This is a genomic window from Nonomuraea antri (assembly GCF_013283785.1).
Lineage (GTDB): Bacteria > Actinomycetota > Actinomycetes > Streptosporangiales > Streptosporangiaceae > Nonomuraea > Nonomuraea antri.
Map to the genome: position 1 here is coordinate 1 of NZ_JABCPZ010000079.1, position 19,896 is coordinate 19,896.

Here is a 19,896-nt window from a genome sequence, read left to right on the forward strand (position 1 = left end):
AAGAGACAGGGGGCAAGGGTGGTGCGGTGGGTTATAGGTCGGTGAGGAAGTCGAGGGCGATCGACCAGGCGCGTTCGGCGGCTTCGGCGTCGTAGTCGGGCAGGTCGGGGTCGGTGAACAGGTGGCCGGCGCCCGGGTAGTGGAAGACCTCGACGTCGGCCCTGGCCCGGCGCATCTGGATGTACCAGGCGTTCAGCCAGTCGACGGGCTCGTAGGTGTCGGGTTCGGCGACGTGCAGTTGTACCGGCAGGTCGTCGGCGGCGACGCCGTCGGCCATGTCAGAGGTGCCGTGCATCAGGAGCAGGCCGCGTGAGCGTTCGTCGCCCAGGGCGAGGTTCTGGGCGAGTGCCGCGCCCAGGGAGAAGCCCACGTAGACCAGGCCGTCGAACGACAGCGGGGCGGCCGCGGCCACGGCTCGTTTCAGGAGTTCGTCCCGGCCGATCTCCTCCTTGATCGCGATGCCGTCTTCCGGGTTGTCGACGACCCGGCCGTCGTACAGGTCGGGGACGTGTACCTCGTGGCCGGCCGTCCGCAACCTGTCGGCGGCCTGGTGGACGGCGGGCCGCAGACCGTACATCGAGTGCAGGAGCAGAATTCTGGCCATGTGCGCAGCTTAGCCAGCGGCGGGCGGCGGGCTCTCACAGGCGTAGGCACAGCGCGGGGTCGGGGTGGTCGGTGAAGCCGAGGTCGCGGTAGAGGGGTTCGGCCTGGTGGGAGGCGTAGAGGTCGACGCGGACGGCGTCGCGTTCGGCGAACCAGTCGAGCAGGCCGCGCATGATCGCCCGGCTGTAGCCGCGGCGGCGGTACGCCGGGTCGGTGACCACGCCGATCACGTGCCCGATCCGGCCGTTGCGCGAGTGCGGTCCGGGGAACCACTGCTCGATGGTGCCGATGCCGCAGGCGGCCAGGCCGTCGTGGCCGGGGACGACGAGGATGCGCGTGTTGTCGTCCTGGGTCAGCTTCTCCTTCAGCACGGTGGCGAGGGCGGAGCGCCAGTCGTCGCCGGCGGACTCGGGGTTGAAGAAGTCGCCGCCGAGGGTCTCGAACAGCAGGGCGCGCAGGCGGACGAGCTCCGCGACGTCCTCCGGCAACGCCGGGCGCACATCGATGGGGTGAGTCATGCCCGCCAGCATGCTGTAATGGTCTTATGCATCTCAACCCTTACGGCGAGGATGCCGTCAAGCTGGCCGCGGATCTGGCCAACCGGCGTCCGGCCGACCCGGTGGAACTCGCCGAGCGTTGCCGTGCCGCCGGGCTCGTCCTGGAGCGCCCGGTCACTCGTGACGATCTGGAGCGCACCGGGGCCGTGCTGGACGCGTGGGAGAAGGTGGTCGACGCCGTCGACGAGCGCGAGCGTGCCGACCTGGTGAACCGGATGCTGGCGGCGGCCGCGGCCTATCCTCGGCTGACCGATCACGCGGACAGCGGCTGGCATCTGCACTACCGCGACGATCACCAGCCGCTCGGCTCGCTGTTGTTCTCGCTGATCTCCGTCGGCACCGCGTTGCATCTGGCGGGACGGGGGATGCATCGGCTCAGGCGATGTGCTGTGATCGAGTGTGCTGTGATCTTCGCTGATACGTCGCGGACGGGGCGGCAGCGGTACTGCGGGCAGCGGTGTGCGAATCGGGACGCGGTTCGCAGGCACAGGAGCCGGGTGGCGCGGCTCCCCTGATCGGGGCAGGTCTGCCGCTGGTGGTGGGTCTGCTGGTGCTGGCAGGTCTCCTGTCGGTGGCGGCTCTGCTGGTGGTAGCTGGTCTTCCGGTGGTGGCGGGTCTCCTGTCGGTGGTGGGCTTCCTAGCAGTGGGGGCTCCCGCCGGTGTGGGAGTTCCCGGTCGTGTGGGTTCGCTGTAGTGCGGGTCCTCAGTGGTGGCGCTCGTATCCGGCTGCGCGGGTCCGGGTGGTGGGCGGTCAGGGCTTGTCTGTCGCTGCTCTGATCATGCGGTTCATGAAGGCCTGGATGCGGCCGTCGGACGCCGCCGTGGTCCACAACTCGGCGGTGGCCGGTTCGGTGTCCCGGGCGAGACGGTCGAGTCGGTCGTTCGTCTCGTGCCTGAGCTGCGCCTTGGTGTGGCGGAAGGTGTCGGCGGGGATGCCGGTGGCCAGGTCTCGGGCGGCCGCTGCGGCGCGGGCCGGGAGTGCGTCCGGGGCGATCAGCTCGTCGACCAGGCCCTGGGCCAGGGCCGCGGACGGCTCGTGGTTGGTGCCGTCGAAGATGGCGCGGCGGGCGGCGACCGGGCCCAGCGCGAACAGCATGATCTCCAGCGCCGCGGCCGGGAACGGCACGCCGACCCGGAGTTCCGGTACGCCGATCCGACTGGTTCCCGCGGCCATGATCCGGTGGTCGCAGGCGGCGGCCAGGACGCAGCCGCCGGCGATCGCGTGCCCGTTGATCGCCGCGACCACCGGTTTGCCGAGGTCGAAGACGGCACGGAAGGCGCCGCTGAGCGCGGGCAGGAACTCCGTCACGTATGCGGCGCCGCCGTCGATGACACGCTTGAGATCGACGCCGGCCGAGAACGTGTGTCCGGTTCCGGTCAGCACGACCGCCGTGGCGGGGTGGTCCCGGTCGTCCAGGTCGCGCATCGTGCGTTCGATCGCCCGGCACAGTTCCAGGTCCAGGGCGTTGACCTTGCCGTGGGCCAGGCGTACGGCCGCGATGCCGTCCGCCATGTCGACCTCGATCACGGCGCTCCTCCGTCCCTCGCGTGCGTCCAACCTAACGGGCGGGCGCGGGGCCCGGCGGATCGCGGCGAGGGGTGACCGCGTCGCACCCATGAGATGATCTAGCTCATGATGGGTCTGTCAGGGGCGGGCCGACGCGGGCGGCACTCCCGCGCGTCGGCCGGCATGGGCGTCCCGTGAAGCACGCGGACGGTCGGGAGATGACCAGCGTCGGGCAGCTCGACGGGCTGCGTCCGCGCGTGCGCCAGGGCGACGGGGGCCAGGTCCCCGCCGCCGACGTCGCCGTCGTCGACGAGCTCGATCCGCCGGCCAGGCGGGTGGTCGTAGCCTGGCTGAGCGAGAAGACCTCGATGTCGGGACGCCGGTCCTGCCTGCGCGATCTGGCCTCGTACCTGCGCTGGCTGGGTGAGACCGAGCCGGGGCTCGAACCGCTCGCGGCCAGCGGCGCCCATCTCGACGCCTACTGCTACGCCGCGCTCACCACCGGGCTTCGCACGCCCGGACGTCCGCTGGCCCCCTCGACGGTGGCCGGCCGGCGCGCCAGGCTGGCCTCCTTCTACGCCTTCGCCTGGCGGCACGGCGCGACCCGGTCGCCGCATCCGGTGAACGGCGCGTCCCCGCTGACCAGGACGGAACGTCGGCTGCTGCGTGCCGGGGTCGCACGGCTGGCCGAGACCGGACGGACGGCGGAGGCGCTGGCGGTCGCGCTGCTGGAGTCGACCGGCGCGTCCGTGGCGGCGCTGGCCGCGTTGACCACCGACGACCTGCATCCCCAGCCCGGCGACGGGCATCCGCTGGTGATCACGGTGCGGGAGAGCCGCGACGGCGCCGTCGCGTTCCCGATCCCCCCGCGGGTCGGCGTGCTGTTAGGCGGCGTGCGCGACGCGCTGACCCCCGGCGCGCGAGCGGTGATCGTGGGCGCCGGCTGGATCGGGGCCGAGGTGGCGACCGCGGCCGCGGGCAAGGGCTGCCTGGTCACCGTCGTGGAGGCCGCGGACCTGCCGCTGGCCGCCGTGCTCGGCCCGGAGATCGGCGGGCTGATCGTCGGCTGGTACGAGGAGCTGGGCGTCGAGCTGCGTACCGGGACGAAGGTGGCCTCGGTCGATCCCGGCGGCGTGCGGCTGGCCGACGGGGACTTCCTGGCCGCCGACGTGGTGGTGACCGGCGTCGGCGTGCGACCCGAGGTCGGCTGGCTGGCGGGTTCCGGCATCGAGGTCGGGGCGGGGGTCGTCGTGGACGGCTCGCTGCGCACGTCACGGCCGGAGGTGGTGGCCGTGGGCGATTGCGCCGCCTGGTGGTCGGCGCGGTACGGCCGCCGGTTGTCGGCCGAGCACTGGGACACCGCGCTGAACGCCCCCGACGTCGCCGCCGCGGCGCTGCTGGGCCAGGAGGCGGTCTACGACCCGGTGCCGTACATCTGGTCGGAGCAGTTCGGGCGGATGGTGCAGTACGTTGGTCATCACTCGGCGGCGGACCGCCTGGTGTTCCGCGGCGACCCCGGCGCGTCCGCCTGGACGGCGCTGTGGCTGAGCGATGATCGGCTGCGTGCCGTCCTGGCCGTCGACCGGCCGCGCGACGTGACCCAGGGCCGCCGTCTCATCGCCGGCGGCGCGCCCGTGGCGCTCGGCCTGATCGTCGACCCGGACGTCGCGCTGAGCAGCGCGGCCCGGGTGGCGTCGGCGGGCGCACATGGGGAACGCTGATCGACAAGCCGGGAGAGAGCGAGGATCTGGATGGACGCGGACGAGGCCCGGGCGCGGTTCGGCGCGGCCAGGGTCGCGCATCTGGCCACGGCCGGCGCGGACGGGATGCCGCACGTGGTGCCCGTGACCTTCGCCGTGACGGGCGACGTGGTCGTGTTCGCGGTCGACCACAAGCCCAAGCGGACGACCGACCTGCGCAGGCTGCGTAACATCCGCGAGAACCCGCGGGTCGGCTTCCTCGTCGATCACTACGACGAGGACTGGGACCGGCTGTGGTGGGCCCGCGCCGACGGCGTCGCCAGGATCCACCAGGACGGCTCCGCGCGGGAGGCGGCCGTGGCCGCCCTGGTGGGCAAGTATCCGCAGTATCAGGCGCAGGCGCCGGGCGGGCCCGTGGTCGTCACCACAATCAGCCGCTGGTCAGGCTGGTCCGCCCGCCCCGCCCCGCCGCCGTAACCATGCGGCATGCGGTTCGGGGCCGGGCCGACCGAACGGACACGGGCCGAGACGGCCGTGCGGGGTCAGGCCGGGGCGACCGGTTTGATCGGGGTGCGGCCGCGGCCGAGCAGCCAGAGCATGCCGCCCAGGGCCGCGACCTGCAGCGGCCAGCCCATGACGATCTTGGCGAAGCCCAGCGCCGCCACCGCCTCGTCACCGCCGCCGAACAGCCACACCGGCAGCTGCACCGCCACCCGCACCACGCACGGGATCATCAGCAGCCAGGTGAGCTTGGTGCACAGCCGCACGATGCCCGGGTCTTTGTGCCAGGCCAGCGGGTCGTTGGCGTTGGTCACCGAGCCGATGATGAAGCCCACGATCGGCCATCTGGAGACGATCGAGATGAGCATCGCGACCGCGTAGCCGCCGTTCCACAGTATGCCCGGCAGGAAGTAGTCTTTGGCGTCGCCGGTCCGGCTGGCGAAGAACCAGCCGATGCCGATGCCGATGAGGCTGTTGATCACGAACTGCGGCGTCGACCGCTGGACGATCCTGACCAGCAGCAGCACCGCCGACAGCGAGATGCTGATGATCAGCGACGTCTTCATGTTCTGGGTGGTGATCCAGGAGAGCGTGAAGGCTGCCGTGGGCACCGCCGCCTCGATCATCCCGCGCACGCCGCCGAAGGCCTTGGCGAGCTGGGCTCGCACGGCCGCCTCGACGGTGTCGTGGGCGGCTTCTTCCGCCTTAGCACTCACCTGATCAACTCCCTGGGCGCAGCTCGTAACGCGGATTGAACATCACCTTGCGCCCGTCCTGCATGCTGACCAGGCCCTCGGCCTTGACAGTGCGGCCGGGCTCGATGCCGGCGATCTTGCGGCGGCCGAGCCACACCAGGTCGATCACGTCTGACCCGTCGTAGAGCTCGGCTTCGAGCGCGGGGGCGCCGCCCCTCGGACGCAGCGTCACCGTACGTAGCGTACCCGCTACGCAGAACCGCCGGCGACCGCCACACGACGCGATGGGGGTGGCGCCGACCTCGTCGGCGTCTTCGCGCAGCTCCTGGGCCTCCATCTCGGACTGGGTGGTGGCCAGCCGACTGAAGAACCCTCGCAATCCCCCGCGTTTCGGAGGCTCTGCCGTACTCATGATGAATCAGCCTATGTGATGAGAGTTCGTCAGCGTATCTCGCTGATTTCCGGTCCTCGTTTGAACGGGTTGAGTCCGGGACCCTCGCTCGCCGGGCCCGCCGGCTGCTCGTTGGGACGGCGCAGCGGAATCGACTCTTCCCGGGCCATCGGCTCGTCGCCGCGCACGACCACGACGTCCTTGATGAAGTCGAGGTAGGCCGTGGCGACCGACTCGTCGAGCGCCCCGCGCCCGGTGATGACGGCCAGCAGGAACCAGCGCGGGCCGTCGATGCCGAGGTAGCGGGCGGGACGGTTGGTGCCGTCGGTGTTGATCTCGCCGGCCAGCTCCACGCCGAACGGCCCCTCCTGCTCCTTCAGCGTGGGGGCCTGCGCGAGGATCTTCGTCTTGACCTCGTCCCACAGGCCCGTGGACCGCGGCGCGGCCAGGGCCTGGAGCTGGAGCGAGCTCTCCTCGTACAGGGCGACCACGCCGACGTGCTGATCCCCCACCGAGGCCAGGCGCAGGTCGAAGTCGGGGTTGTGCGGCAGGCGCAGCCCCCCGAGGTCGATCCGGTCCGTCTCGGGGTGGGGCTCGTCGGCGTCCCACGGGCCGGACTCGCGCGTGGGGGCGGCAGGCTCCTGCTCGGCCACCGGCTCCGGCTGCTCACGACGTCGACGTCGGAACACTTTCCTCACTCTCCCTGGTTGGTTGTGCTCAGCGTCCGGTAGATCCGAACCCGTTGGCGCCGCGCGCCGAGCCGGGCAGGCGTTCGACCTCGTAGAAGGCGGCCCGCTCGACCCGCTGGATCACCAGCTGCGCCACCCGGTCGCCCCGCTGGAGGCGGAAGGGCTCCTTGGCGTCGGTGTTGATCAGCGTCACCCTGATCTCGCCCCGGTAGCCGGCGTCGACCGTGCCTGGGGCGTTGACCAGCGTCACGCCGTGCTTGGCGGCCAGGCCGGAGCGCGGGTGCACGAACGCGGCGAAGCCGTCGGGCAGCGCGATCGCCACGCCGGTGCCGATCACGGCTCGCTCGCCCGGCTGCAGCTCGACGTCCTCGGCCGCGTACAGGTCTGCGCCGGCGTCGCCCGGGTGGGCGTAGGACGGCAGCGGCAGCCCGGCGTCGAGCCGGTGGATGAGGACCTCGACGTCGCTCAAGGGTTCACCTCGTAGTCGTGGGGTACGCGGTCCTGGTGCTCTGCGGCTATGGCGGCCAGATCGCCGTGCTGGGCGAAGTGCTCCATGTTCACCTCGATGAACAACGCCGCCGCGCGCACGGCGACCGGGCCGTCGGGGGCGTCTACACGCCCCTCTGCCTCAAGGTACGCCTTCCTGCCCGAGATCCCGTTGCACCAGGCACGCAGGTGGAGTGTCGTGCCCACGGGAACGGGGAGAAGGTAGTCGGTCTCCAGGCGTCCTGTCACATACGGCTTGTGGAACAGCCAGACGGACATTCCGATGACCTCGTCCATCGCGGCCGCCAGCACGCCGCCGTGCGCCAGACCCGGCGCCCCCTGGTGAGACTCGCCGACCGTGAACCGCGCCTCGACCGTGGTGCCGTCGGGGGTGACGGCGTTGAGGTGCAGGCCGGTCGGGTGGTCGGCGCCGCAGCCGAAGCAGCGGCTGTAGTGGGAGCCAAGCGCGCTGCCCGGCGGGGGCGCGTTGAGGTGCGCCTTGGGCTGGTCGGCCCCCGGCGGCGGGGTGGTCAGGGAGGAACGAGTCACGGGTGACGAGGTTACTCGGTATCGGGCCGACGTCCGTCCTCGACGCTCTTTCCCGCGCCGGCGGGCGCGGGTTCCTCCCGTTCGTTCCGGTCCTCGCGCGCTTCCAGAGCCTCCGGGGCCTCATCGGACGGCGGCCCCGGCTCTTCTGCGGGGGGCTGGTCGTCGGCGGGCGGTGGCAGGGCGGGCGGTTTGTGCCTGAGCTCGGGCAGCGCCCGGTAGATCACCGCCGCCACCGGGACGGCGACGGCCGCGCCCGCGATTCCGGCCAGGATGCCGCCGATGGCCAGCACCAGGATGATCGCCAGCGGGTGGAAGTTGAGCGCCCGCCCCACGATCAGCGGCTGCAGCACGTGGTTCTCCAGCTGCTGCTCCACGACGAGGATGCCGAGGAAGATCAGCGCGTAGACCAGGCCCCGCGCGCCCAGCGTGACCAGGGTGGCGACGGTGCCGGCGAAGAAGATGCCGACGATCGGGATGAAGCTGGCGAAGAAGATCAGCACCGCCAGCGGCGCCCACAGTGGCACGCCCATGCCGGCCAGCACGATGCCCATGATCACCCCGTGCACGGCGGCCACCGCGACGGTCCCCTGGACGTAGTGGGACAACGTGGTCCACGCGGCCCGCCCGGCCCTGTCGACCCTGGGCGCGACGTCGCCGAACCCCTTGAGGAACCAGGACCAGATCCGGTCGCCGTCTTTGAGCAGGAAGAACGTCACGAACAGCAGCAGCACGATGGAGGCCAGCACCTCGACGGCCACGGCGCCGGCCGTCAGCACGGTACCGGTGATCGCGTTGCGCTGGGTGTTGACCATGTTGGCCAGCTCGTTGACGTAGCCGGTGATCTGGGCTTCCTTGAGGTGCAGCGGCCCGGTGATCAACCAGTTCTGGACGTCTTCCGCGGTGGACTTCACCTGGTCGACCAGGTTGGGGAACTCCTCGGACGCCCGGACGCCGACCAGCCACCCGGTGCCCACGATCACGGTCAGGGCGACCAGCATGGTGATCCAGGTGGCGTAGATCGGGCGCATGCCGGCCCGGCGCAGCCTGTTGGTCAGCGGGAACAGCAGCGCGGTCAGCAGCAGCGCGATCGCCACGGGCAACGCCACGAAGGTGAGCCTGGCGATCACCTGGACGAAGAAGTAGACGACCACGCCGACGAGGATCAGGCACACGCACCATGCGGCCATCTTGGCCAGCACGGGCGGCACGAGCTTGGTGGGGCGGTCGGTCAGCACGTAGTAAAGCCTGGCACGTCCGGAGCCCGGATGCGCGCCGATAAACGTTCGGCCTTCGGCCGCGAGTACGCCCGCCGTGAAACGCCGCGATCCGGACACCGCAAACACCACGATCCGGACACCGGAAGCGCCGCGATCCGAACCCCGGACGCGCGGCAGCCCGGACCCGGGAAACGTGGCGGCGGCGGAAGATCGGGTCTGGGCAAGGTCCCCGCCGCGTGTCACCGTCGTCGTCATGAAGGCTGTGGCGGTCCTCATCATGCTCGCGAGCCTCATCGCGGCGCCCGCTCCCGCGTCCGCCTCACGCGCAGGCCTGGCGCTCGAGGTGCTCTCCAGCCGTCCCGACCAGGTCAGCGGCGGCGACGCGCTGATCAGGGTCCGGGCGGACCACGCCGCCAGGCTCACGGTGACACGCAACGGCGAGGACGTCACCGCCGTCTTCGCGCCCGACCCCGGCGGACGCACCCGTACCGGGCTGGTGACCGGCCTGCGTGACGGCGACAACACGATCCAGGCGGTCGCCTGGCCGCACCGCAGGACGCTGCGGCTGCGCAACCACCCGGTCCAGGGCCCGATCTTCTCGGGCGCGCACCAGTACCCGTTCCTGTGCAAGACCGAGCGCGCCGGGCTGGGCCCGCCCGTGGTGGACAACCAGGACGGCCAGGGCTACCGGGTCGAGGGCGGCTGGAGCAGGGACTGCTTCGCCCCGGCGGTGACGGACCGGCTCTACCGGTCCACCGACGGCACGTTCAAGCCGATGCCCGCCGAGCGGCCGGCGGACCTGGCCACGACCACGCTGCCCGACGGCCGCACGGTCGACTTCGTGGTCAGGCGAGAGCGCGGCGTGATCAACCGCTTCCTCTACTCGATCGCCGTGCTGGAGCAGGGCTACACCGGCCGGGCGCTCTACCGGTTCGACGGCGGCGTGGCGATCGGCCACGACCAGGGCACGCTGGGCGGCGGCGCGCTCGACCCGAACGGGCTGGGCCAGGGCTACGCGGTGCTGTACTCGTCGGGCACCCGCACCTCCACCCACTACAACCTGATCCTGGGCGGCGAGACGGCGCTCATGGTCAAGGAGCGGTTCATCGAACGCCACGGCGTGCCGCTGTACACGGTCGGCGTGGGCGCCTCCGGCGGCGCGATCCAGCAGTACATCTACGGCCAGAACCTGGGCACGCGGGTCATCGACGCGGCCATCCCCCAGTACTCCTATCCGGACATGGTCACCCAGACCATCCACGTCGGCGACTGCGAGCTGCTCGAACGTCACATGGACCACGATCCGCGCTGGGCCCGCTGGGACGAGAGAACCGCGCTGATCGGCATGAACGCCAGTGACACCGTGTTCAACCGCTACACCGGCAAGCCGGGCTCCACCGAGTGCGTGAACGGCTGGCGCGGGCTGACGCCGCTGTCGATGAACCCGCTGTGGACGTCCAACAACGACCCGGAGTGGCAGCGCATGGACCCGCCGGGCGTCAAGGACACCGTGCAGTGGACGCACTGGGACGACCTGCGCAAGGTCTACGGCGTGGACGAATCCGGCTACGCCCGCTCCACCTGGGGCAACGAGGGCGTCCAGTACGGGCTGGCGTCGCTGGTGAAGGGTGTCATCACGCCGGCCGAGTTCCTGGACGTCAACGCCAAGGCGGGCTCCTGGAAGGAGGCGAAGGACATGGTGCGGGAGGGCTGCCCGTTCGTCCCGTCCGCCTGCCCGGGCGACCTCGACCCGTGGAGCGCGCGCAACGCGCGCCTGGGTGACCCGGCGCCGCGCCGCACGGCCGACCCCGTCGCGGTCAGGAACGTCATGCGCAGCGGCCTGGTGTTCACCGGCGACATCGACCTGCCGATCATCGACTGGCGGCACTACCTGGAAGAACAGCTCGACATGCACAACGCGCACCAGTCGTTCGCGTCCAGGCGGCGGATGCTGGACCACGACGGGCGGGCCGGCAACCAGGTCATCTGGTTCACCGACGCCCGTCCCGACGGCCCGCGCTTCGACCAGACGCCCGAGGCGCTGCGCGTGATGGACGCCTGGATGGCCAACATCCGCGCGACGCCGTGGCGCGGCGTGGCGGGCAACAGGCCGCCCGAGGCGGTGGACCGGTGCTTCGCCACCGACGGCGGCCCGATCGCGGCCGGGCCCCACGTGTGGGACGGCGTGCTCGACGACCGGCCGCCCGGCGCCTGCACCGCCCGCTTCCCGCTGTACGGCACCTCGCGCACGGTGGCCGGCGGCCCGATCGCGGGCGGCGTGTACCAGTGCGGGCTCCAGCCGGTCGCCCGGGCGATCGCCCGCGGCCTGTACGGCTCCTGGCGCCCGTCGGCCGAGCAGCGGGCCAGGCTGGAGCAGATCTTCCCGACGGGGGTGTGCGACTACTGAGCGGCAGCCGCGGGCAGCTCGCGCAGGGTCCGCAGCGGCGAGGTGAACACCCACAGGAACGCCAGGCAGCCACCACAGGCGGCGACCAGCAGCGCGTTCCTGATCCCGATCACCTCGCCGAGGATCCCGCCGAGCAGCCCGCCCAGCGGCAGCGTGCCCCAGACCAGGAAGCGCATGGTGGCGGTCATCCTGCCGAGCAGCGGCTCGGGCGTGACGGCCTGGCGGAAGCTGAGCTGAGTGACGTTGTAGACGACCACGCCGGCCCCGGCCGCGAACTCCTGCAGCGCCACCAGCGTCAGCCGCCAGTCCGCCGCGGCCCACGGCAGCAGGAACAGCAGCGGCGCGGGGACTGCGATGGCCAGCCAGATCGCCGGGCCCTGACCGATCCGGCGCGCCAGCGGCCCGGCGGCGAACGCCCCGGCCAGCCCACCGAGCCCGCCTGCGGCCATGAGCAGCCCGATCGTGCCGGGCGCCAGCCCGAGCTCCCTGGCCAGCAGCAGCAGGATCATCGGCTGGGCCATGGCGGAGAACAGGTTCGCGGTGGCCGTGCAGCCGGCGATCCTGCGCAGCAGCCGGTGCCCGAGCACGAACCGCAGCCCCTCGCCGATCTCCCTGCCCAGCCGCACGCGCCCGCTGCCCGGCCCCACGAGGTCGCCCGGACGAGTGCGCGGCTCCGGCCGGCGGATGCGGCCCAGGCACAGGGCCGACCAGGCGAATCCGCCCACGGTGGCGGCCAGCGCGAACGGCGCGCCGAGCACCTGAACCAGGTATCCGCCCGCGCCGGGCCCGCCGAGCTGGGCCACCGTGCGCACCACCTCCAGCGCCGAGTTGGCGCCGACCAGGCCGTCCCTGGCCACCAGGTGCGGCAGGTAGCTCTGGTAGGCCACGTCGAAGAACACGGTGCACGCCCCGAGCAGCACCGCCACCACGTACAGCTGGGGCATGGTCAGCGCGTCCAGCCCCCAGGCGACGGGGACGGAGGCCAGCGCGAGCGCCCGGCCGAGATCGCTGACGACCATGACCGCGCGCTTGCTCAGCCGGTCGACCAGGGCGCCCGCGGGCAGCCCGATGACCACGAACGCGAGCGTCTGGCACATGGCCAGCACGCCGACCTCGGCCGGCGAGGCCCGCAGCGCCGTCACCGCCGCCAGGGGCAGCGCGAGCATGAGGATCTGGGCGCCGACCTGGCTGGCGGTGTCGCCGAGGAAGAGCAGCCTGAAGTCACGCAGGCGCAGCAGTGCGGAAATCCTCACGAGCAGAGGCTCACGTACCGATTGATAAAAGTCAATCGGTTGTGGACGCGTTATGGTGACCCGGCATGGGGATCCAACGCCGTCCCGCCACCGAGGCCGAGGCCCGCGCGCTCGCCTCGGCCGTCCGGCTGCGCGTCCTGCGGCTGTGCCTGGACCGGGCGCTGACCAACAAGGAGATCGCCGAACGCCTCGGCGCGAACCCGGCCACGATCCTGCACCACGTGCGCAAGCTGGTGGCCACCGGCTTCCTGGCCGCCGAGCCGAGCCGGCCCGGCCCGCGCGGCTCCACCGAGATCCCCTACCGGGCCACCGGCAAGTCGTGGCAGCTCGACGTGGGCGAGAGCCACGACGCCATGCTGGAGGCGTTCCTGCAGGAGGTCAGGCTCGCCGAGGCGAAGCAGACCGACTTCACCAGGCTCGGGCTGTGGCTGGACGACGCCGAACGCGCCGAGCTGCTGGCCCGGCTGCACGAGGTGCTTGAGGACTTCCGCACCCGCGAGAGGTCGGCGGACGGCGAGGCGTATTCGCTGTTCCTCGCCGTCCACCGGGACATCTCACGCGACTAGGACGCGGGCGGCTCGTCCTGGAGCTCGACCGCCACGGTCAGCGTGCCGGCGGCGCCGTCGAGCACGAACTCCTCGACGTTGCCCGCCGCGCACAGGTCGTCCTGCGCCTGGCGCACCAGCTCCAGCTCGGGACCCGAGACGGTCAGCCGCGAGACCTCCGCCCGCATCGACAGCTTCGACGCGGACTTGGCCTTGCGCACCTGGCGCAGCACCTCGGAGGCGACGGTCAGCACGGCCGGGTCGCCGGTGCCGCGCTCGGGCGCCGGCCAGGCGGCCCGGTGCACCGAGCCGTCGCGCCACCAGGACCAGACCTCCTCGGTCACGAACGGCAGGAACGGCGCGAACAGCCGCAGCAGCACGTCGAGCGCCCGGCGCAGCGCCGCGTGCGCGGAGGCCGCACCCGGGCCCGATTCGTACGCCCTGGCCTTGACCAGCTCCAGGTAGTCGTCGCAGAACGCCCAGAAGAAGCGCTCGATGACCTCGACGGCCCTGGTGTGGTCGTAGGACTCGAACGCCTCGGTGGCCTCGCGCGTCATGTCGGCCAGGGCCGCCAGCATGGCCAGGTCGAGCGGCTCGGTGACGTGGTCCGGCCCAGGGTCGTCGCTCTCGGCCAGCCCGAGCACGAACTTCGACGCGTTGAGCACCTTGATCGCCAGGCGTCGCCCGATCTTGAGCTGCCCCACGTCGAAGGCGGTGTCGACGCCGTAGCGCCCGTTGGCCGCCCAGTAGCGGACCGCGTCGGAGCCGTGCTGCTCCAGCAGGTCCATCGGGGTGACCACGTTGCCCTTGGACTTGGACATCTTCTTGCGGTCGGGGTCGAGGATCCATCCGGAGATGGCCACGTCGCTCCACGGCAGGCTGCCGAACTCCAGGTGCGAGCGCACGACGGTGGCGAACAGCCAGGTGCGGATGATCTCGTGCGACTGCGGCCGCAGGTCGGCCGGGAACACCCGCCGGTAGAGATCGTCATCGCTGGCCCACCGGCCGGCGATCTGCGGCGTCAGCGACGAGGTGGCCCAGGTGTCCATCACGTCGGGGTCGGCCGCGAAACCGCCGGGCTTGCCGCGCTGGTCCTCGGTGTAGCCGTCGGGCACGTCGGACGACGGGTCGACGGGCAGCAGGTCTTCTGACGGCGTGATCGGCGCGTCGTGGACCGGCTGGCCGGACTCGTCGAGCGGGTACCAGACGGGGAACGGCACGCCGAAGAAGCGCTGGCGCGAGATCAGCCAGTCGCCGCTCAGGCCCTCGACCCAGTTGTCGTAACGCACCCGCATGTGCGGCGGGTGCCAGTCGAGCTCGCGCCCGCGCTCCAGCAGCCGCTCGCGCAGCGCGGCGTCGCGGCCGCCGTTGCGGATGTACCACTGGCGGGTGGTGACGATCTCCAGCGGCTTGTCGCCGCGCTCGTAGAACTTCACCGTCCGCTGCACCGGGCGCGGGTCGCCCACCAGGTCGCCGGACTCGCGCAGCAGCTCCACGATCCGCTCGCGGGCGCTGTGCACGGTCTTGCCGGCCAGCTCCTTGTACGGCTCGGCGTCGACGCCGTCGGGCGGCTCGGGCAGCAGCCTGCCGTCCCAGCCGATGACCGGCCGGGTGGGCAGGTGCAGCTCACGCCACCAGGTGACGTCGGTGACGTCGCCGAACGTGCAGATCATCGCGATGCCGGTGCCCTTGTCGGGTTCGGCCAGGTGGTGGGCCAGCACCGGCACCTCGACGCCGAACAGCGGCGTCAGCACCGACGTGCCGAACAGCGGCTTGTACCGCTCGTCGTCGGGGTGGGCGACCAGCGCCACGCAGGCGGGGATCAGCTCGGGCCTGGTGGTCTCGATCAGGACCAGGCCCTGCTCGCCGTAGAAGGAGATCTTGTGGAAGGCGCCGGGCCACTCCCGGTCCTCCAGCTCGGCCTGGGCCACGGCGGTGCGGTACGTGACGTCCCACAAGGTCGGGGCCTCGGCCAGGTACGCCTCGCCCCGGCCCAGGTTGCGCAGGAACGCCCGCTGCGAGACCGCCCGCGACTCGTCGCTGATCGTGGTGTAGAGCAGCGACCAGTCGACCGACAGGCCGACCCGCCGCCACACCTCCTCGAACGCCTGCTCGTCGACGGCGGTCAACCGGTGGCAGAGCTCGACGAAGTTCCGCCGCGAAATGGAGACCTCACGTTTGCCGGGCTTCTCCGGTGGAACGAAGTCGGGGTCATAAGGCAACGACGGGTCGCAGCGCACGCCGTAGACGTTCTGCACCCGCCGCTCGGTGGGCAGGCCGTTGTCGTCCCAGCCGATGGGATAGAAGACCGACTTGCCGATCATCCGCTGGTAGCGGGCCATGATGTCGGTGTGGGTGAAGGAGAAGACGTGACCGACGTGCAGGGAGCCGGACACGGTCGGCGGCGGCGTGTCGATCGAGTAGACCTGCTCACGCGGCTTCGACCGGTCGAACCGGTAGGTGCCCTCCTGCTCCCAACGCGCTACCCATACCTGCTCCAAGCCGTCGAGAGTCGGTTTTTCCGGCATGGGCGCATGGCGTAGTCGCTGTTGAGTCATGCCTCCTTATGGTACGGCTTCGGGGGCACTCGAATCGGTAGAGACTAGTGTTCGTTACATAGGGGAAGGAGAGATCGGGATGGCGGATGAGAAGCCCGACGTCGCCTGGCGGGTGATCGGCGGACTGGTCGGCCTGGCGACCGCCTGGGGGGCACGCAAGATCCTCGGGTTCGTCTGGGTCAAGGCGACCGGCAAGGAGCCGCCGGTCGACACAGACTCACCCGAGGTCAGCATGGGTGAGGCGATCGGTTACGCGGTGGTCATGGGTGTGGGCATGTCCGTGGCGCAGATCGTGGTCAACCGGACCGCCAAGAAGCGCTACGACGCGTGGCGGGCTGTGAAGCAGGTGACTCCAGGGCGGTGAGGAACTCGCTCGCCCAGCGGTCCACGTCGTAGGTCGAGACCCGGCGGCGCATCGTGCGCATGCGCCGGGCCAGCTCGTGCGGCGTGGCCCGCATCGCCGACATCATCTGGCGCTTGACGTCCTCCACGTCGTACGGGTTGACCAGGTACGCCTGCCGCAGCTCGTCGGCGGCGCCGGCGAACTCGCTGAGCACCAGGCCCCCGTGCAGGTCGTGGTGGCACGAGATGTACTCCTTGGCCACCAGGTTCATCCCGTCGCGCAGCGGCGTGACGACCATGACGTCCGCGGTCAGGTAGAGCGCGGCCAGCTCGTCGTGGGCGTACGACTGGTGGAAATACTGGATGGGCTGGTAGCCGAGCGAGGCGTGCTCGCCGTTGATCCGGCCCACCTGCAGTTCGATGTCGTCGCGCAGCCGCCGGTACTCGTCCACCCGTTCCCGGCTGGGCGTGGCGATCTGCACGAACACGGCCTCGCCCGGTGACAGGCTGCCGTCCTTGAGCAACTCGCCGAACGCCTCCAGGCGCTGGCCGATGCCCTTGGTGTAGTCGAGCCTGTCGACGCCGAGCAGCACGTGCTCGGGGTCGCCCAGCTCGACCCTGATCTCCTTGGCCCTGGCCACGATGTGCGGCTCGCGGACGAGCGTGTCGAGCGCGGAGAAGTCCACCGAGATCGGGAACGCCTGCGTGCGCACCACGCGGTCGTCGAGGAAGATCTCGTTCCCCTTGTACGGCAGGCCGAGCAGCCTGCGGCACAACATGCGGAAGTTCGAGGCGCCGCCGGGCAGCTGGAAGCCCACCAGGTCGGCCCCGAGCAGCCCTTCGACCAGGTCCTTGCGCCACGGCAACCGCCAGAACAGCTCCACCGGCGGGAACGGGATGTGCAGGAAGAACCCGATCCGCAGATCGGGCCTGAGCTTGCGCAACATGGCGGGCACGAGCTGGAGCTGATAGTCCTGCACCCACACCATCGCGCCGTCGTCGGCGGCCGCGGCGGCGGCCTCGGCGAAGCGCTCGTTGACCCGGCGGTAGCACTCCCACATCTCGCGTTCGAACACCGGTGGCGCCACCACGTCGTGGTAGAGCGGCCACAGGGTCGCGTTGGAGAAACCCTCGTAGTACAGCTCCACCTCTTCGGCCGTCAGCGGCACCGGGATGAGCTCCATGCCATCGTGCTCGAACGGCTTCAGCCTCTCGTCGGCCGCTCCGTGCCAGCCGACCCAGGCACCGTGCCGGCGCTGGAGCACCGGCGCTATCGCCGTGACCAGGCCGCCGGGGCTCCTGCGCCATGAGGCCGTTCCGTCAGGCTCGATCGTCCGGTCCACCGCCAGGCGGTTCGCCACGATCAAAAACGAGCTACGGCCAGTCACGCAGTCCTCCTAGGGTCTATACGAAGAGAGCCGCGTCGCGCGGCTCACAGCGGCCGCCACCCTGTCCGGCCCCGCAGCGGGGATGATCGCGGCGATGTGGGCATCGGGCCTGATGAGCCACGCCTCGTCCGGCTCCGCTCCGAGAGTGGCTGCGAGCGTGCCGGTCCCATCGATCTCCGCGAGCTCGCGGACGGCGAGCGGCGCCCTAATGACCTTGCCCAGGACCTGCACAAACAAACTCGAATCGCACATATCACCCAATAGAACGAGAAATCCGTTTCGGCAGATTTCGCGCAATCTGCCGGACGGCAGCGGCACGTCGGGCAGGATCACTCCGGGCGCCGGATCACACGTCGCGCCCTTCTGCGGCCGGCCCTTGAACGGCCGCCCCGGCTCGGGCGTGGTGAGCGGCGAGTCGACGTACCAGAACGGCTCGGCGAACCTGCCGGAATCGACCTCCTCGATCGCGCCGCGCTCCAGCACCGCCCGCCGCCTGGCCCGCTCCCCCGGGCTCCTGGGCACCAGGAAGCGCATGGTGGCCTCGGTGATCTCCAGGTTCTCCCGCGCGGCCGCGTGCCGTTCGTCGTGGTAGGTCTCCAGCAGCTCCTCCGGCGCCCAGCCGTTGAGCACGAACGCCAGCTTCCACGCCGCGTTCTCGGCGTCGGGCACGCCCGAGTTCAGCCCGCGCGCGCCGAACGGGGCCACCAGATGGGCGCAGTCGCCGGCCAGCAGCACCCGGCCGACCCGCATCCGGGAGGCCAGGCGGGAGTGGAAGCGGTAGGTGCTGCGCCAGATCAGCTCGTACGGCCGGTCGCCGATGACCTGCCTGATCTTCCGCGAGACGTCGTCGTCGGAGGGAAGGTGGTCCGGCGGGATCTGCCAGTCGATCCTGAACGTGCCGCCGGGACACGGATGGATCAGCACCTGGCGGCCGGGGTTCCACTCCGGGTCGAAGTAGAAGCGGCGCTCGTGCTCCCAGCCGGGCAGGTCGGCCTTGATGTCGCAGATCAGGAACTGGTCCTCGAACGTCTCGCCGTCGAAGGAGACGCCGAGCGCCTGGCGTATCCCCTGGGCGCGGGCGCCCGCGCAGGCCAGCACGTAGGACGCGCGCAGCCGCCGCTGCCCGCAGCGGACCGTGACGCCCGAGTCGTCCTGGGTGAGCCCGGTGACCTCGTGGTCCCAGCGCACCTCGATGAGCGGCTGGGCGGCGATCGCCGCGTCGAGTATCCGCTCGGTACGGGTCTGGGAGATGTTGACGAACGGCGGCAGCGGCCCCTGCCGCTCGAACGACCAGGAGAACAGCTCCTTGTCGCGGTAGTAGGTGCGGGCGGTGGTCCAGGTCAGGCCCTCCTCGGCCACCCGGCCCGCGCCGACGGCCGACCAGACGTCGAGCACGTCGCGCTGCTGGCAGATGGACTTCGACCCGGCCGAGTCGCGCTCGCGCCGCCGGTCCAGCACCAGCACCCGGATCCCCCAGCGGGCCAGCAGCAACGCGGCCGTCTGGCCGACCGGGCCCGCGCCGACGACGATGACCTGTGCTTCCTCCGTCATGACTGCAGTTCGTCCCAGACTTCGCGGTCGCGCTCGGCCGTCCAGATCCTGGGCCGTTCGACGCCGTGCAGTTCGTCCCAGAGCCTGGAGACGTTGAACGGCAGGCAGTGCTCGAAGATCGGCCAGGAGCCGTAGCGGGGGTGCAGCGCGCGGTGGGTGCGCTCGAACGCCTCCTTGACGCTGCCCGCCGCGCCGACCTCGCGCAGCATGACGGCGAGGAAGTCGCGCGTCTGCGCGATGGCCGCCTCGACGCCGTCCTCGCCCCTGGCCACCGCCCCCCTGCCGCCGACCAGCGTCCGCGCGCCGAACGAGGCCACCAGGTCGAGCGTGCCCGACGACCACTCCCGGTGGAAGGCGTCGCCGGTGTACAGGGCGGCCTGCGACTCGACCAGGTCGCCGGCGAACATGATCCGCTGCTCCGGCAGCCAGGCCACCAGGTCGCCCTCGGTGTGGCCGCGCCCGCAGTACTGCAGCACCAGCTCGCCGCGGCCGCCGCCCAGGTCGATGCTGAACCTGTCGCTGAACGTGGCCGTGGGCCAGGTCAGGCCGGGGATCGAGTCGGGGTCCTGGAACAGGCGGGGCATCCTGGCGTACTCGCTGGCCCAGTCTTGCGCCCCGCGTTCGGCGATCAGCTCGCGGGTCTTCTCGTGCGCGACGATCACCTCGGCCCCGAACGCCGACGCGCCCAGCACCCTGACCGCGTGGTAGTGCGACAGGACCAGGTACCTGATCGGCTTCTCGGTGTGCTCGCGCAGCCGGCCGAGCCAGGCGCGGGCGGCCGTGGGAGTGGCCAGGGCCTCGAAGCAGACCAGGAAGTCCTCGCCCTCGATCGCGCCCACGTTGGGGTCTCCCTCGGCGGTGAGCGCGTACACGCCGTCGGCCAGCACCTCCAGCGTCTGCTGTTTCTCGCCGAGATCCGCCGACGAGGCGAACGGCTTCGTCATCGTCCCTCCTCCA

20 protein-coding genes are annotated in these 19,896 nt (G+C 71.3%); 6 read left to right on the plus strand and 14 right to left on the minus strand.

The annotated features are described in order from the left end of the window. Positions 1 to 31: 31 nt before the first annotated feature. Positions 32 to 604 carry a dienelactone hydrolase family protein gene (locus HII36_RS24985; protein ID WP_173525669.1) on the minus strand — a complete coding sequence of 191 codons (573 nt, stop codon included), beginning with the start codon at positions 602 to 604 and terminating at the stop codon, positions 32 to 34. A 34-nt stretch (positions 605 to 638) separates the two neighbouring features. Continuing rightward, on the minus strand, positions 639 to 1,121 hold the full coding sequence (locus tag HII36_RS24990) for a GNAT family N-acetyltransferase (protein ID WP_173525670.1): 483 nt from the start codon (positions 1,119 to 1,121) through the stop codon (positions 639 to 641). A 26-nt stretch (positions 1,122 to 1,147) separates the two neighbouring features. On the opposite strand from HII36_RS24990, the gene HII36_RS24995 reads away from it, so the two are divergent. Further along, positions 1,148 to 1,675: a CGNR zinc finger domain-containing protein gene (locus HII36_RS24995; protein WP_173525671.1), complete on the plus strand. Its 528-nt coding sequence runs from the start codon at positions 1,148 to 1,150 to the stop codon at positions 1,673 to 1,675. Positions 1,676 to 1,911: 236 nt separating this feature from the next. Here HII36_RS24995 and HII36_RS25000 read toward each other — a convergent pair whose 3' ends face one another. Beyond that, on the minus strand, positions 1,912 to 2,688 hold the full coding sequence (locus HII36_RS25000; RefSeq protein WP_173525672.1) for an enoyl-CoA hydratase/isomerase family protein: 777 nt from the start codon (positions 2,686 to 2,688) through the stop codon (positions 1,912 to 1,914). Between the two features lie 197 nt (positions 2,689 to 2,885). Here HII36_RS25000 and HII36_RS25005 point away from each other — a divergent pair, with 197 nt between their 5' ends. Together HII36_RS25005 and HII36_RS25010 are read left to right on the plus strand one after the other, a co-directional pair. Further along, positions 2,886 to 4,388, plus strand: a complete 1,503-nt coding sequence (locus HII36_RS25005) for an FAD-dependent oxidoreductase (protein WP_236003845.1) — start codon at positions 2,886 to 2,888, stop codon at positions 4,386 to 4,388. Between the two features lie 30 nt (positions 4,389 to 4,418). Beyond that, positions 4,419 to 4,844: a TIGR03668 family PPOX class F420-dependent oxidoreductase gene (locus HII36_RS25010; RefSeq protein ID WP_173525673.1), complete on the plus strand. Its 426-nt coding sequence runs from the start codon at positions 4,419 to 4,421 to the stop codon at positions 4,842 to 4,844. Between the two features lie 65 nt (positions 4,845 to 4,909). Here the strand turns inward: HII36_RS25010 and HII36_RS25015 are convergent, their stop codons facing one another. The 6 genes from HII36_RS25015 to HII36_RS25040 all read right to left on the minus strand — a co-directional run bounded on the left by HII36_RS25015 (position 4,910) and on the right by HII36_RS25040 (position 8,913). Further along, complete coding sequence (locus HII36_RS25015; RefSeq protein WP_328807869.1) at positions 4,910 to 5,584, minus strand: DUF3159 domain-containing protein; 675 nt, start codon at positions 5,582 to 5,584, stop codon at positions 4,910 to 4,912. A 4-nt stretch (positions 5,585 to 5,588) separates the two neighbouring features. After that, positions 5,589 to 5,795 (minus strand): OB-fold nucleic acid binding domain-containing protein, encoded by a 207-nt coding sequence (locus HII36_RS59485; RefSeq protein ID WP_225289212.1) that lies wholly within the window; start codon positions 5,793 to 5,795, stop codon positions 5,589 to 5,591. Between the two features lie 209 nt (positions 5,796 to 6,004). After that, entirely contained in the window at positions 6,005 to 6,643 is a 639-nt protein-coding gene (locus HII36_RS25025; RefSeq protein ID WP_328807870.1) for a DUF3710 domain-containing protein, read from the minus strand. A 28-nt stretch (positions 6,644 to 6,671) separates the two neighbouring features. Next, positions 6,672 to 7,112 carry a dUTP diphosphatase gene (dut, locus tag HII36_RS25030; protein ID WP_173525675.1) on the minus strand — a complete coding sequence of 147 codons (441 nt, stop codon included), beginning with the start codon at positions 7,110 to 7,112 and terminating at the stop codon, positions 6,672 to 6,674. After that, positions 7,109 to 7,678: a PaaI family thioesterase gene (locus HII36_RS25035; protein WP_173525676.1), complete on the minus strand. Its 570-nt coding sequence runs from the start codon at positions 7,676 to 7,678 to the stop codon at positions 7,109 to 7,111. Before HII36_RS25035 ends, dut begins: the two co-directional genes overlap by 4 nt. An 11-nt stretch (positions 7,679 to 7,689) precedes the next feature. Then, entirely contained in the window at positions 7,690 to 8,913 is a 1,224-nt protein-coding gene (locus HII36_RS25040) for an AI-2E family transporter (RefSeq protein WP_173525677.1), read from the minus strand. 235 nt (positions 8,914 to 9,148) lie between these two features. Here HII36_RS25040 and HII36_RS25045 point away from each other — a divergent pair, with 235 nt between their 5' ends. Beyond that, complete coding sequence (locus HII36_RS25045) at positions 9,149 to 11,302, plus strand: DUF6351 family protein (protein ID WP_173525678.1); 2,154 nt, start codon at positions 9,149 to 9,151, stop codon at positions 11,300 to 11,302. Here HII36_RS25045 and HII36_RS25050 read toward each other — a convergent pair. Continuing rightward, positions 11,296 to 12,555: an MFS transporter gene (locus HII36_RS25050; protein WP_173525679.1), complete on the minus strand. Its 1,260-nt coding sequence runs from the start codon at positions 12,553 to 12,555 to the stop codon at positions 11,296 to 11,298. The genes HII36_RS25045 and HII36_RS25050 overlap by 7 nt on opposite strands. Positions 12,556 to 12,620: 65 nt before the next feature. Between HII36_RS25050 and HII36_RS25055 the strand changes: the two genes are divergently transcribed. Then, the gene (locus HII36_RS25055; protein WP_173525680.1) at positions 12,621 to 13,121 is read left to right on the plus strand and encodes an ArsR/SmtB family transcription factor; all 501 of its coding nucleotides are present in this window, start codon (positions 12,621 to 12,623) and stop codon (positions 13,119 to 13,121) included. Here the strand turns inward: HII36_RS25055 and valS are convergent. Further along, positions 13,118 to 15,628 (minus strand): valine--tRNA ligase, encoded by a 2,511-nt coding sequence (valS, locus tag HII36_RS25060; protein ID WP_173525681.1) that lies wholly within the window; start codon positions 15,626 to 15,628, stop codon positions 13,118 to 13,120. The two genes, HII36_RS25055 and valS, sit on opposite strands and share 4 nt — an antisense overlap. A gap of 109 nt (positions 15,629 to 15,737) precedes the next feature. On the opposite strand from valS, the gene HII36_RS25065 reads away from it, so the two are divergent. Continuing rightward, the gene (locus tag HII36_RS25065) at positions 15,738 to 16,022 is read left to right on the plus strand and encodes a DUF4235 domain-containing protein (RefSeq protein ID WP_173525682.1); all 285 of its coding nucleotides are present in this window, start codon (positions 15,738 to 15,740) and stop codon (positions 16,020 to 16,022) included. Here the strand turns inward: HII36_RS25065 and HII36_RS25070 are convergent. Genes HII36_RS25070 through HII36_RS25080 form a run of 3 tightly spaced genes read right to left on the minus strand, consistent with a single transcriptional unit; the run spans position 15,955 to position 19,883 of the window. After that, positions 15,955 to 17,388 (minus strand): alpha,alpha-trehalose-phosphate synthase (UDP-forming), encoded by a 1,434-nt coding sequence (locus tag HII36_RS25070; protein ID WP_173525683.1) that lies wholly within the window; start codon positions 17,386 to 17,388, stop codon positions 15,955 to 15,957. The genes HII36_RS25065 and HII36_RS25070 overlap by 68 nt on opposite strands. Positions 17,389 to 17,397: 9 nt before the next feature. Next, on the minus strand, positions 17,398 to 18,939 hold the full coding sequence (locus HII36_RS25075) for an FAD-dependent monooxygenase (RefSeq protein ID WP_173525684.1): 1,542 nt from the start codon (positions 18,937 to 18,939) through the stop codon (positions 17,398 to 17,400). Further along, the gene (locus HII36_RS25080) at positions 18,936 to 19,883 is read right to left on the minus strand and encodes an MBL fold metallo-hydrolase (RefSeq protein WP_173525685.1); all 948 of its coding nucleotides are present in this window, start codon (positions 19,881 to 19,883) and stop codon (positions 18,936 to 18,938) included. The genes HII36_RS25075 and HII36_RS25080 overlap by 4 nt, the downstream gene beginning before the upstream one ends. Positions 19,884 to 19,896: the final 13 nt, after the last annotated feature.